Below are 14,346 nucleotides of genomic sequence, written 5' to 3'. Positions count from 1 at the left end.
TTACTATTAATTAATCAAGACCTAATTAACAAACATGGCAGGAGGAAATTTATCACCTAGACAGAAAATGATTAATCTGATGTATTTAATATTTATAGCGATGCTAGCTTTAAATATGTCAAAAGAAGTGCTTTCAGCCTTCGGATTAATGAACGAAAAGCTAAATAAATCTAATGCAGCTGCAACTGTTCAAAACAACAGTTTTATGGCTAATTTAGAGCAGAAAGCTGCAGATCAACCAGAGAAATATCAAGAATTAAAAGCTAAGGCGGTTCAAGTTGACGCATTGGCTGATAACTTTGATGCTTACTTAGAAGAATTAAAAGGTAAAATGACCGCTAAAATTGATGATCCTACAGATTATGAGATCATGGATAAAGGTGATTACTTAGATTCACACTTTTTTAAAGGAGACAAGGTTGATACTGAAGGACAAGAATTTTTAAACCAAATCGCAACTTTTAGAGATGGTGTATCTGAGATTTTAAAAGGACAACCAGGAATGGAGTCTGTAATTAAAGATGTGCAATCAGAATTCAATACAGAACCTGTTCCTAACAGAGATAATGTAAAAGTAGATTGGTTAGATTATCATTATAAAGGGTTCCCATTAGTGGCTTCTTTAACAAAAATGACACAACTTCAAGCTGATATTAAAACAACTCAAAATGAAGTTTTATCTACGATGCTACAAGGTACTCTTGCTAGTGAGGTGTCTATGACTAACTATACGACTTTAATGGAAACTTCAAAATCAGCTTACTTTAACGGAGAGGAATTTGATGGTAACATTGTATTAGGTCGTAAAGATGCATCTACAAAACCAACAAGAGTAGAATTAACCTTAGATGGTAAAAAACTTACTGAAGATCAATACGTGATTGAAGAAGGTAAAGTGAAACTTAAAATTGGAACTGGTAGTGTTGGAGAACATAAAATTGAAGGTTTACTAATCTTTGCTCAAGATGGTGAAGAAGTTGAGGTGCCTGTTAATTCTTCTTTTGCTACAGTGGCTAAGCCAAATTCAGCGACTATTTCAGCAGACAAAATGAATGTAGTTTATAGAGGTGTTAAAAACCCTATGACGATTTCATTTGCTGGTGTACCTGATAATAAAGTAAGTGCTCGTGCATCTGGTTTATCTAGAAAATCTGGAAGTTCTTATGTTATGGATGCGACGCGTATTAAAGGTCGTGAAGTAACGATTAACGTAACGGGAACTTTACCTGATGGAAAGACTGTTGGGGATAAAGCTAAATTTAGAATTAAAGATTTACCAAAACCAACAGGAACTGTTAGAGGTGAAGACGGTACATTAAAAATGCAACGTAATAGTCTTAAAATTTCTACTATTGGTGCTAAATTTGATGATTTCGATTTCGAATTACCTTTACGTGTAACAGGTTTTAAATTTAAAGTTCCTGGTCAACCTACAATTAGCGTTAACGGTAATAAGTTAGATAGTAGAGCGCAACAAGCTTTAGCAAGAGCTAAACGTGGATCTGGTGTTCAAATATTTGACATTGAAGCTAAAGCCTCTGGAGTTAGTGTAATACTTAAAAAAGTATCTCCAGTATTTATAGAGCTTACAAACTAAGCCTTATTTAATACTTTAAAGATATTAAGAGGTATAAAAATAATATCTAACATCCGTAAAGTAGATGATGTTGTTGACAACAGAAACGATACGGATGTTTTATAATACCATTGAGAAATAATAAATATAAGCAGATGAAATTAAGAAACTTTTTATTAACCCTTGTAACTGTTTTTACAGTCTCTAATCTATTTGCTCAAGCAAATATATTAAACGCAAAGAGTCCAGAAGAAATTGGTGTTAGAACAGAAGATCAAAAGGCCGTAGATAACGATAAACCGTTGGAATATGGTTATGTTGATGATAGAGATATCTTATTTTCAAAAATGGTTTGGGAAAAAATTGTTCTTGATGAACGTGCTAATTTCCCTTTGTACTACCCTATTGATACTAATAATATTGGTCACGATAGACGTTCATTGTATGATGTGCTTACAAAGAGCATTCAAAATGGTGATATAGAAAATATTTACAGTGATTCTTATTTTACAACTAAAAGAACACTTAAGGATCTTGAAGCTTCTTTAGCGATGGTTGATACCACTGAATTAGGTATTGAACAAATTAATGCTGGTGAAGCCTTATCTGCTGAATATATTAACAGAAGAGATATCACAGCAGCTGATATTAAAGAATACCACATTAAAGGGTTATGGTATTTTGACAAGCGTCAAGCTGAAATGAAATACAGATTATTAGGTATTGCGCCTGTTGCTCCAGATGTTAACTTTATTGATACAGATCGTCCTGATTTAGTTGAATTATTTTGGGTATTCTTTCCAGATGCTAGAGAGGTATTACATGAGGCTAAATCTTTCAATAATGAAAACAGTTCTATTCCGTTTTCTTTTGATCATGTGTTAAATGCAAGACGTTTCCATGGTTATATTTATAGAGAAGAGAATGTACAAGGCGATAGAGCCATTTCTGATTATGTAACTGACAATGCACTTATGCAATTGTTAGAGTCTCAACGTATAAAAGATAAGATTAGAGATTTTGAATTGGATATGTGGACCTACTAATTCAAGAACCTAATTAATTATGATTAAACGCCTGCTTTTTTTAAGTGGGCGTTTTTGTTTGATATATGGACTAAAAAGAAAGTATATAAGCATCAAGCTTTTTGCCTTTTTGTAAATTAAATTTCTTTTTTAAGAGCAGACCTTATTAAAAGAGCCATTACAGAAGGGGCGATTGAAGAAGGTTTTTAGAGGATATTAAAGTTTAAAAACACCACAATATCAATTCATTAATACCGCTGGCTGGGGTGGTTTACCTGCAAAACACGCTTATTATTTTGTGGTGTTACCAGGAGACGAAGGCGCTAAGAATGGCGAGCTTAGTTCGGTGACTTTTGATAAACCAGAATAGCAATATGACCGATCTGGATACTGGTCTATTTCCATCTATAACGAAGCTGGTTGGGTAGTAACTAATCCGTTCAATATGAACTCCGCAAAAGCGAAACCAAACGCAGATGGCTCTATTACTCTTAATTTTAATGGTGGTGATGATGCGATAAACAATATTACAGTTCCTAAAAACTGGAATGCTTTATTTCGTTGTTATCTTCCAAAAAGATGTGTCTAGTATAGTAAAGTATAGAAATAACTTTGTTAAAAACAATAAGGTGTTAACTTTGTCAGAGTAATTATACCTGTTAACTACACTAATTAAATTAAAATTCATACCATGAAGAAAATAACCTTAATAATTGGGATTATGTTTTGCAGCATTGCTACAACTTTTGCTCAGGATGCTACTAAAACCACTGATGCAAGCGCTAGTGCAGCCCAAGCGAATAACCCACTGGCTAATATGACTGCTCTAAGCTTTCAAAATTACTATTTCCCAAAATTAGCTGAAGCACCAGATGCAGCTTTTATGAATACTACCTGGGTGCGTTTTGCAAAACCAGTAGCCAAAGGTAAATTATTATTAAGAGCCTCTATGCCGTTTTCTTCTTTAGGGATACCTAATACGAATGGTGTTGTGAATACCACAAGTGGTACAGGGGATTTTAATGCGTTTTTATCTTATAATTTTGTTTCTAATGCCACAACAACCATGGGTATTGGTCCATCTATTACGGCACCAACGGCTTCTGATGATGTGTTAGGAGCAGGAAAGTGGCAAGGTGGTTTTGCTTTTGTAGCTTTCGTAGCTAAGTCACCAGTTTTTCAGTTTGGTGGATTAGTAACATGGCAGGCTTCTTTTGCAGGTGATGAAGATAGGCCTGCAACAAGTTTAGCTGCTATACAACCATTTTATTTTTGGCAATTAGGGAAAGGTACCTATTTAAGAGGTGCTCCTATTTGGGTGTTAGACTTTAAAAAAGACGCCTATTCTGTACCAATTGCTTTGGGTATTGGTAAAGTTGTTAAAATGGGAAATACGGTATTTAATATGTATGTAGAGCCTCAGTATTCTATATATGTTGAAGGTGTTCAGCCCGTATTTCAGGTGTTAACGGGTATCAATTTACAATTTATGAAATAATAACTAGGCTTTATTAGCTTAATGATTTAAACTCTCAGGTTACATGAATAATCTGAGAGTTTTTGGTTTATATCGTATTATCTTTACCAGCTCATTGAGATGTTTTAATTTGTAAAATCATTTAAAGCTTTTTTAGTCAAGTTATTATGAAAGTAGATTATATTATAGTTGGTAGTGGTATTGCTGGTATTTGTTTTTCTGAACAATTAAAGCGTGCTAATAAGTCATTTGTTGTTTTTGATAATGCCTCGCAGCAATCTTCAACGGTAGCAGGAGGTTTGTATAACCCTGTAGTGTTAAAACGCTTTACTTCGGTTTGGAAAAGTGAAGAGCAATTAGATTTGGCGTTACCAGTTTATGCTAAAATAGAACAGGAACTTCATGTGAAATTGGATTATAAAATTTCTGTTTATAGAAAATTTGCTTCTTTAGAAGAACAAAATGATTGGTTTGCTGCTACCGACAAACCATTACTTTCAAATTGGTTGTCACCTAAAGTTATTAAAAATGATAACCCTTCTATTGATGCGCCTTTCGGTTTTGGTCAAGTTTTAAACACGGGTCGTATTGATGTAAAGACCATGATGACAGCTTATCAACAAGATCTAGAAGAAAAAGGGCTGTTTTTTGATTCGGATTTTAGTTATGAGGCTTTAGAAATAACTTCTGATGGTGTACAATATAAAAACATCACGGCATCACAAATAGTCTTTGCTGAAGGTTTTGGTATCACGAAAAATCCATTTTTTAAACATTTACCACTGGTGCCAGCCAAAGGGGAATTGCTTACCATCCATGCGCCCGAATTAAATATTGACTATGTATTAAAGGCTGGAGTATTTTTAATTCCGCTTGGAGACGATAAGTATATTGTTGGCGCGACTTATGAGTGGAAGGATTTAAGTCATCAAGTTTCAGAAAAAGCTAAAAACCAACTGCTAGGGAAGTTGGATAAGTTAATCTCTTGCGAATATCAAGTCGTTAACCAAGTAGCTGGTATTAGACCTACGGTTAAAGATAGAAGGCCTTTAGTGGGGCAGCATGCTGAATATAAAAACCTTTATGTTTTAAACGGCCTAGGTACACGTGGTGTGATGATTGGCCCGTATGTGGCGAAACAACTCTTCAACTTCATAGAAAATAGTACGCCTTTAGATACAGAGATTACTATAGACAGGTTTGTGTCTTAAAATGGTATAAGCACTTGAATTTTGTAATGCACTGCGTTAGGGATTGAGGCAATTGTTGGAGCTCCTTGCAATGAGCGACTACCGAAATATTTCTATGCATGAGTTCCTTGATATCAAATTGAGAACGACGAATAAAGCCCGACCCTTGTGGTAAAGCCCAAATGTTAATTTTTCTTTGCTAGGCTCTTATCATAATGCATGAAGATGTTAATCCAAATATTCCTGGATAGCCTTAAAATGATTGGCATACACACAATTAATGTACCTACAATAGAAATAAAGATAGTATGTATACCTGCATGAAATACAAAAAAAGAAATTACAAAAGCTGCTACGGCAAACGCAATACCTACACCATAACTCACATACATTGATCCGTAGAAAAAGGAAGGTTCAATTTTATATTTTGTGCTACAATTAGAACATCTTTCATGCATGTCTAAGGCTTCTGAAAGTATATAAGGATTGGTGTTTTTAAACATCGATTCCTCGTGACATTTCGGACAAGTTCCAGTAAAAATACTATATAATTTAGATCCTTTTGTAAACATATAATTTAATGTATTTTTGCAAACGCATTCGCAGGACAAAAATAGTATTTTAATAATAAAGCCCTTGTGATAAAAGTTACATTTCTATGATGAACATTCATAATTTATCGATTTCATTTCAAGGGGAATACCTGTTTGAAGATATTACTTTCAAGCTTGGTAATGGTGATAGAATCGGGTTAATTGGAAAAAATGGTGCCGGTAAATCGACAATGCTTAAAATTTTGTCGAAGGAAATGGAACCCGATACAGGGCAGATTGCTGCCGATAAAGATTTAAAAATAGGTTTCCTAAAACAGGATATTGATTTTATTTTAGGGAGAACGGTTTTAGAAGAATCTTACGAAGCTTTTACTGAAATAAAAGAGCTGGAGTCTAAAATGGAAGCTGTTAATACGCAAATGGCCGAGCGTACCGATTATGAGAGTGAAGGTTACCACCAATTAATGGTTGATATTAATGAGCTTCAACATCAATATGAAATTTTAGGAGGTTACAACTACCAAGGAGATACCGAAAAAATTCTGCAAGGTTTAGGTTTTAAACGTGAAGATTTTGATAAACTTACCGATACTTTTTCTGGTGGATGGCGTATGCGTATAGAGTTGGCGAAATTATTACTTCAAAATAATGACATCTTACTACTTGATGAGCCTACCAACCACTTGGATATTGAATCGATTATTTGGTTGGAAGGATTTTTAAGAAACTATGCTGGAGCCGTTGCCATTGTATCGCACGATAAAATGTTTTTAGATAATGTAACGAATCGTACGATTGAGATTTCACTAGGACGAATTTATGACTATCCGAAACCTTATTCTCAGTTTTTGGTGCTGCGTGAAGAGTTAAGAACACAGCAATTGGCCTCTCAAAAGAATCAACAAAAACAAATAGAACAAACAGAAAAGCTTATTGAAAAGTTCCGTGCCAAAGCATCTAAAGCAACCATGGCGCAATCGCTGATTAAAAAGCTTGATAAGATTGACCGTATAGAAGTTGATGAAGATGACAATAGCGTAATGACTCTTAACTTCCCAGTTTCTATCACACCGGGTAAAGTCGTGGTGGAAGCAGATAGCGTGTCTAAAAACTATGGGGATAAACAGGTTTTAAAAGATATTGATTTACTTATTGAACGCGATAGTAAAACTGCTTTTGTTGGACAGAACGGACAAGGAAAATCGACACTAGCCAAAATTATGGTTGGCGATGTAAAATATAATGGACACCTTAAGTTAGGACACAATGTGCAAATAGGGTATTTTGCTCAAAATCAAGCCGAATATCTAGATGGTAACAAAACGGTTTATGACACGATGGTTGATGCCGCAAATGAAACCAATAGAAGTAAAGTGCGTGATATTCTAGGATCCTTTCTATTTCGAGGCGAAGAGGCCGATAAATATGTACGTGTACTTTCTGGTGGTGAACGAAACCGTTTGGCTTTAGCCAAATTGATGTTGCAGCCATTCAATGTCCTGATTATGGATGAGCCAACCAATCACTTGGATATTAAATCGAAAAACGTATTAAAAGATGCCCTGAAACGTTTTGAAGGGACTCTAATCTTGGTGTCCCATGATCGTGATTTTCTACAGGGTTTAACTAATATTGTTTATGAGTTTAAAGACCATAAGCTGAAAGAATATTTAGGAGATATTGATTTTTACTTAGAACAGCGTCAAGTTGAAAACTTAAGGGAAGTTGAAAAACGTACGGTGGTAAAAACGGAAACTCCTAAGGTGAAAAAACAAACATCTTACGAAGATCAAAAGAAATTAAAGTCGTTAAATAATAAGCTCAGTAATGTAGAATCTAAAATTAACGACTTAGAGCGCCAAATAAAGGCTATAGATCAGGAGTTGGAAATCAATTATGAGGAAACCACTTCAAAGCCAAACTTCTTTGATAATTACCAAAAAAAGAAAACTGATTTGGAAGGATTTCTTGAAAAATGGGAAGAGATTTCCATGGAAATAGACACCTTTGAAACCGAGTAATTTAGGTTTTTTTTAACTTATCATGATAAAGGATTCGGTAATTTTGGCGACTATACCGCTAAAATATATCGCATGCGTAAAATTATACTTTCTGCAATAGGTGTTTTACTTATTGTATTTTCCTTTTTATTTGCTAAAAAGCTTATAGCCGATAAACACAAGCCTAAACCAGTAAAAGAAAAGGTTGTAAAAACAGTTTTTACCGATACGGTTAAAAACGCTACGGTTAAAATTGTTATCCCAGCGAACGGGAGTTTAGTTGCCAAGCGCCGTGTAGAATTGTATGCCGAAGTGCAAGGTGTTTTTAAATCTTCACGCGTACTTTTTAAACCCGGGCAAAAATATAGCAAGGGGCAAACATTGATAAGTATTGATGCGGACGAACATTACGCAAGCGTGCAATCGGCTAAAAGTGAACTGTACAATACAATATCGGCAATTATGCCAGATTTACGTTTGGATTTTCCAGAGGTTTATCAAAAATGGCAAAACTACTTGAATGGCTTCGATTTAAATAAAAGTACCCCAAAACTTCCTGAAATGACTTCCGATACGGAAAATTATTTTATCACTGGTCGTGATATTGTTTCTAGTTATTATAACGTTAAAAATTTGGAACAACGTTTATCAAAATATAAAATTGCCGCACCTTTTTCAGGTATATTAACGGAAGCTTTAGTTACTGAAGGCTCTTTAATCAGAAGCGGACAAAAATTAGGGGAGTTTATTGACGCCTCTGTTTATGAAATGGAAGTAGCTCTTAGCAAAGGCTACGCCAGTTTATTGAAAGTTGATGAGCCTGTAGTTTTACATAGTTTGGATGGTACTGAAACTTATAAAGGACGTGTTTCTCGTGTGAACGGAAGTATTGATGCTACCACCCAAACGATTACTGCTTATATTGAAGTTGAAAATGATGCTCTAAAGGAAGGGATGTATCTTGAAGCTCATATTGATGCTAGAGAAGAGCAGGATGCTATTGAAATCAATAGGAGTTTATTATTAGAAGGTGATGATATTTTTGTAGTGCGTGATAGTGTATTAGATGTTATTCCAGTAAAACCTGTTCATTTTTCTGAAACTACGGTGGTTTTAAAAAACATTCCAGAGGGTACTGTAATTCTTAAAAAAGCGGTTCCAGGGGCTTATACAGGAATGCTAGTAAAGCCTTTTGACAACCAATCTACTAAAACCAACACCAAATAATGAGGAAGTTAATTGCCTATTTTATTAAGTATCATGTTGCGGTAAACGTATTCCTTTTGGCGTTTTTTGTTTTTGGGGTTATTGGTTTAATGTCTTTAAAGTCTTCATTTTTTCCTTTAGTTGACTCTAAAATTATCACGATAAATGTAACCTATCCAGGGGCTTCCCCTCAAGAGATTGAAGAAGGTGTTGTATTGAAAATTGAAGACAACCTTAAAGGCTTAAGAGGTCTTGATCGTGTAACTTCGGTTTCTCAAGAAAACAGCGGCACCATTACCGTCGAAATTGAAAAGGGCGAGAATATAGATTTCATGCTTTTGGAAGTTAAAAATGCTGTAGATCGCGTACCTTCCTTTCCAACAGGCATGGAACCCTTAATTGTTGCTAAGCAAGAAGAGGTGCGAGAAACAATTTCTTTTGCTTTAAGCGGAAAAGATGTGCCCTTGGTAACTTTAAAGGAGTTAGGAAGGCAGGTAGAAAATGATTTGCGAGCCATAAGTGGGATTTCTCAAGTTGAAGTTACAGGATACCCTGAAGAAGAAATTGAAATTGCTGTTGATGAAACCCGACTGTTAGCCTATAATATTGGGTTTAGCGATGTATCTGATGCCGTAAGTCAATCTAATATTTTGGTTACTGGCGGTAATATTAAAACCAATGCAGAAGAATATTTAATTCGTGCAAATAACCGTTCTTATTACGGTGATGAATTATCTAATATTGTTATTAAAGCTACTAGTGAGGGTAAAACAGTAAGGTTGAAAGATGTTGCTGTTATTCGTGATCGTTTTTCTGAAACGCCTAATGCTACTTTTTTTAACGGAGATCTTGCCGTTAACATTACCGTGACCAGTACAAATAATGAAGATTTAATGTCTTCAGCCGATAAGGTGAATACTTATATTGAGGACTATAACCAGAGTCATAATAACGTGAAGCTTAATGTGGTTCAAGACCGCTCTATTCCTTTAAATCAACGAACACAACTTTTAGCTGAAAATGCTATTGTTGGTATGTTATTAGTTTTAGGATTCTTGTCTTTGTTTTTAAATACACGTTTAGCATTTTGGGTGGCTTTTGGTTTGCCAGTATCCTTTTTAGGAATGTTTATTTTTGCCGGACAGTTTGATGTAACCATTAATGTATTGTCGCTTTTCGGAATGATTATCGTAATAGGTATTCTCGTGGATGACGGTATTGTGATTGCTGAAAATATTTATCAGCATTATGAAAAAGGGAAAACACCAATCCAAGCGGCTATTGATGGTACTATGGAAGTCATTCCCCCTGTAGTTTCAGCAATTATTACAACATTATTAGCGTTCTCCTTATTCTTGTTCTTAGATAGTCGAATTGGTGAGTTTTTTAGTGAAGTCTCGGTTATTGTAATTTTAACCCTGGTGGTTTCTTTAATAGAAGCTTTAATTATTTTGCCTGCTCACTTGGCGCACTCAAAAGCCTTACATAAGCCCGTAGAAGAAGAAAATCCCACAAAAATCAAACAATTTTTTGCTAAAATGAGGGGCGTCAATAGACTAGGAGATAAGATCATGTCGTTTTTACGCGATAAGGTGTATAGTCCAGTTTTTGATTTCGTTTTAGAATTTAAGTTTTTATCACTCGGGGTTTTTGCAGCTTTGTTGATTTTAACTTTCGGTTCTATAGGTGGCGGTATTATAGGAACAACCATTTTTCCGTCTATAGCCAGTGATCGTGTGAGTGTGGAACTTGATATGCCTAATGGTACCAATGTTAAAGTTACCGATTCTATCATTTCAATGATTGAACAGAAGGCTTTAATTGTCAATGATGAGTTTACCGAGAAGTATTTGAAGGGTACCGATAAGCAACTTTTTGAAAATACCATTTTAAGATTAAATAGTGCTTCAAGTGCTAGTTTAGCATTAAATATGCTTCCTGGTGAAGAACGTCCAGATGAAATAAGTTCTAGTATGGTGGCTAATCGCCTTAGAGAGCTAGTAGGGCCTATAGTTGGTGCCGAACGCTTAATATTTGGTTCTGGCGGAAACTTTGGAGGGAGCCCAGTCTCTGTTTCCTTATTGAGTAATAATATTTCCGACTTAAAAGGCGCTAAAGAAGAACTTAAAAACGTGCTTCGAGAAAACCCTTTGTTAAAAGATATTGAAGACAATGACCCTGCGGGGATTAAAGAAATTCGTTTAGAACTTAAGGAAAGTGCTTATTTATTAGGTTTAAATTTAAGAAGTGTCATGGATCAGGTGCGTGCCGGTTTCTTCGGTATACAAGCGCAGCGTTTTCAACGTGGTCAGGATGAAATTCGTGTTTGGGTCCGTTATGACCTATCCAACAGAGAGTCCATAAATAATTTGGACGATATGCATATCATAACACCAACTGGCAACCGTGTAAACTTTAAAGATATTGCAAATTATTCTATTGAAAGAGGCGATGTGGCTATCAACCACCTACTGGGGCAACGTGAAATTCAGGTTTCGGCCGATTTAAAAGACCCAAGTACGAGTACTACCGATATTTTAGAAGATATCAAGACGAATATTATACCTGCTATCCAGTCTAAATATCCTACGATCTCAGCATCATATGAAGGACAAAATAGAGAGGCCAATAAGTTATCATCTTCTTTAAAGAAAGCAGGAATTCCAATTTTATTGCTTATTTATATCACCATAGCTTTTACGTTTAGAAGTTACAGTCAACCTATTTTATTAATTTTATTAGTGCCTTTTAGTTTAACTGCAGTAGCTTGGGGGCATTGGTTGTTAGGGTTCCCTGTAAATGTGTTATCCATGCTAGGTATTATTGCCTTAATCGGAATCATGGTTAACGACGGCTTGGTGCTAATAGGAAAGTTTAATAGCAATCTAAAAGAAGGGATGTTGTTTGACGAGGCCCTTTTGGAAGCTGGGAAATCTAGATTTCGAGCTATTTTCTTAACGTCCTTAACAACGGTTGCAGGATTAGCACCTTTACTGCTAGAAAAAAGTAGACAAGCTCAGTTTTTAAAACCTATGGCGATTTCGATTTCCTTCGGAATTGCATACGCCACCGTTTTAACCTTATTGGTACTGCCATTGTTTTTATCATTCAGTAACGATATAAAGAAGAATGTAAAGTGGCTAGCCACTGGAAAAGATGTGACTAAAGAAGAAGTTGAACGCGCCATTAAAGAACAAAATGAAGAAAATGCACATTAAAATCCTTGCTTTTAGTATCCTATTATTTGCGCAAGCCTCGGTGTTATTTGCGCAAGACCTATTAACCCAGGAAGAAGCGGTGAGTCTGGCTCTAGAACATAACTACGGCATTAAATTAGTGAATACCGATTTAGAGATCGCTAAAAACAATGCCGATATTTTAAATTCAGGGTATTTGCCTACTGTTACAGGGAATGCCGGAGCAACATTTAACAGGGATAATACTGAAGCAGAATTCGCAGATGGAAGTGTAACTTCATTACAGGGTGCAGAGAGCTCTAGGTACAATGCATCGGTAGATTTAAACTACGTACTTTTTGATGGTTTAGGGCGCTCATATAATTATAAACGTCTTAAGGAAACAGAAGCCTTAACCGAATTGGAAGCGCGAGCGACTATTGAAAATACAGTATTGCAATTATTTACCGTGTATTATAATGTGGCCGAAATAGCCGATAATTATAAAGCCATATCTGAAACTTTTGCCATTTCCAAAGACCGCTTACTTCGTGCTGAGTATCAATTTGAATATGGTCAAAACACCAAGCTTGATGTATTGAATGCAGAAGTAGATATCAACAACGATAGTATAACCATGATGAACACGCGGCAGCAACTTAGAAATTACAAGCGTGATTTGAATGTGGTTCTAGGAAACGCGCTTCCTAATACTTTCAATGTCGATACAGAAATTAATTTCAACACTATATATAATAAAGAGGAGCTGAAGCAAAAAGCCATCGCCAATAATATACGTATCCTACAAGTTGATAAAAATATTGACATCAGTAAGCTTGGCGTAAATTCAGAAAAATCGGCTTATTTACCTACCGTAGGTTTAATAGGAAGCTATGGTTGGAATAAAAGTGATAATAATGCGGCCTCTTTTGTGGCAGTTTCAACAACCGATGGTTTGTCTGGAGGTTTAAACTTAACTTGGAATTTGTTTGATGGCGGTAGTACAATTACCAGAGTTAAAAATGCAAAACTTAATTTAGAGTCGCAGAACATTCAAAAAGAACAACTGTTGGTGTCTTTAGAACGAGATTTTAATAATACATGGGATAATTATCATAACCGATTAAATATTTTTAGGCTAGAGGAAGATAATATTCGAACGGCACAAAATAATTTTGATCGCACCCAAGAAAAATTTAAGATAGGTCAAGTCAACTCTATTGAGTTTCGTTTAGCTCAGGTTAATCTACTAAATGCCGAACTAAATCGTAATAAAGCTAAGTATTTTGCAAAAATAGCCGAGTTAGAAATGCTTAAAATCTGCGGCGAAATCTTGAATGTTGACTTCTAGTTATAGGAGATACTGTTGTTTATTATTACACCGATTTTTAATAGTTGTTGGTTGCTAGTGATTGGTTTTTTGTAGCTCACTGTTGCATGTAGAGATATTTCAGACACAGATTACACCGATTTTTACAGATTGAACTCCCAAATAGCGATGATCGTTTTCAATTATTAATTTTTCACTATTAATTATTACTCTTTACGTCTTCACAATATATAATGTGCAGTTGAATAAAACGGTGTTCGAGCGAAGTCGAGAAGCAATCATAGTATTAAGTTGAATACATTATCACAATAAAAGTAATTAGCCTTTCGGCGGAATTATTCCTATTACATAGGAATGTATACATATATATAAGGATAGAAACATCTAATGACTTTTAAAGTTTTTAGAAAGAAGGCACCTAAAGTTTTATGTATTCTATACAAAAAGTAGCACATAATTAAGCGGAAGCAGACATGTTTTGGCTATTGTTACCTTATTGTGAAGTCTTTTTTAAGTGATCTAAAAGATAAATCAAGTTTTTTTAAGTCATAATCCCACGAGATCTAATCAAACTAGAAACATTCAAACCAGCAATTTTCAATATAATCTAGCACTATTATAAAAGGATTACTAGTGTAGGGGTTATTCAAACCCCAAACCCCACAAACAATCCAAAACTTTTTTCGAGTATAAATCACAGGTTTACTGCGAGTTAAAACGGAGTTTAAAAAATAAACAAAAAAAGGCCGAAAAAAGTTTGTTGGTTAGAGAGAAACAGTTGTATATTTGCACCCCGCTAACAAAGGCATAGC

The 14,346-nt window shown here is 35.1% G+C and carries 9 protein-coding genes and 1 pseudogene; 9 read left to right on the top strand and 1 reads right to left on the bottom strand.

Annotated features, from left to right (window positions below; all coding sequences use genetic code 11):
- Nucleotides 1-34: 34 nt before the first annotated feature.
- From porM to F6U93_RS05535, 5 genes and pseudogenes are all read left to right on the top strand, one after another.
- Nucleotides 35-1,597, top strand: a complete 1,563-nt coding sequence (porM, locus tag F6U93_RS05555) for a type IX secretion system motor protein PorM/GldM (protein ID WP_150937673.1) — start codon at nucleotides 35-37, stop codon at nucleotides 1,595-1,597.
- Nucleotides 1,598-1,731: 134 nt separating this feature from the next.
- On the top strand, nucleotides 1,732-2,622 hold the full coding sequence (gene porN / locus F6U93_RS05550) for a type IX secretion system ring subunit PorN/GldN (protein ID WP_150937671.1): 891 nt from the start codon (nucleotides 1,732-1,734) through the stop codon (nucleotides 2,620-2,622).
- 373 nt (nucleotides 2,623-2,995) lie between these two features.
- Nucleotides 2,996-3,190 (top strand): annotated as a pseudogene (locus tag F6U93_RS14995) (hypothetical protein); the annotation flags it as partial.
- Between the two features lie 102 nt (nucleotides 3,191-3,292).
- Nucleotides 3,293-4,099 (top strand): hypothetical protein, encoded by an 807-nt coding sequence (locus F6U93_RS05540; protein ID WP_150937669.1) that lies wholly within the window; start codon nucleotides 3,293-3,295, stop codon nucleotides 4,097-4,099.
- Between the two features lie 146 nt (nucleotides 4,100-4,245).
- Nucleotides 4,246-5,289, top strand: a complete 1,044-nt coding sequence (locus F6U93_RS05535; RefSeq protein WP_150937667.1) for an NAD(P)/FAD-dependent oxidoreductase — start codon at nucleotides 4,246-4,248, stop codon at nucleotides 5,287-5,289.
- A gap of 164 nt (nucleotides 5,290-5,453) precedes the next feature.
- On the opposite strand, the gene F6U93_RS05530 is transcribed toward F6U93_RS05535, so the two are convergent.
- Nucleotides 5,454-5,840: a DUF983 domain-containing protein gene (locus F6U93_RS05530; protein ID WP_150937665.1), complete on the bottom strand. Its 387-nt coding sequence runs from the start codon at nucleotides 5,838-5,840 to the stop codon at nucleotides 5,454-5,456.
- 86 nt (nucleotides 5,841-5,926) lie between these two features.
- On the opposite strand from F6U93_RS05530, the gene F6U93_RS05525 reads away from it, so the two are divergent.
- The 4 genes from F6U93_RS05525 to F6U93_RS05510 all read left to right on the top strand — a co-directional run bounded on the left by F6U93_RS05525 (nucleotide 5,927) and on the right by F6U93_RS05510 (nucleotide 13,555).
- Nucleotides 5,927-7,843, top strand: coding sequence for an ABC-F family ATP-binding cassette domain-containing protein (locus F6U93_RS05525; protein WP_150937662.1), 1,917 nt, complete (start codon nucleotides 5,927-5,929; stop codon nucleotides 7,841-7,843).
- Between the two features lie 72 nt (nucleotides 7,844-7,915).
- Complete coding sequence (locus F6U93_RS05520) at nucleotides 7,916-9,049, top strand: efflux RND transporter periplasmic adaptor subunit (RefSeq protein WP_150937660.1); 1,134 nt, start codon at nucleotides 7,916-7,918, stop codon at nucleotides 9,047-9,049.
- Nucleotides 9,049-12,246, top strand: coding sequence for an efflux RND transporter permease subunit (locus F6U93_RS05515; protein ID WP_150937658.1), 3,198 nt, complete (start codon nucleotides 9,049-9,051; stop codon nucleotides 12,244-12,246). The genes F6U93_RS05520 and F6U93_RS05515 overlap by 1 nt, the downstream gene beginning before the upstream one ends.
- Nucleotides 12,236-13,555: a TolC family protein gene (locus tag F6U93_RS05510; protein ID WP_150937656.1), complete on the top strand. Its 1,320-nt coding sequence runs from the start codon at nucleotides 12,236-12,238 to the stop codon at nucleotides 13,553-13,555. Before F6U93_RS05515 ends, F6U93_RS05510 begins: the two co-directional genes overlap by 11 nt.
- Nucleotides 13,556-14,346: the final 791 nt, after the last annotated feature.

The organism is Pseudotamlana haliotis (assembly GCF_008806375.1).
Lineage (GTDB): Bacteria > Bacteroidota > Bacteroidia > Flavobacteriales > Flavobacteriaceae > Pseudotamlana > Pseudotamlana haliotis.
The sequence above is the reverse complement of the archived record's forward strand: the minus strand, read 5'-3'. Positions and strand labels throughout refer to the sequence as shown.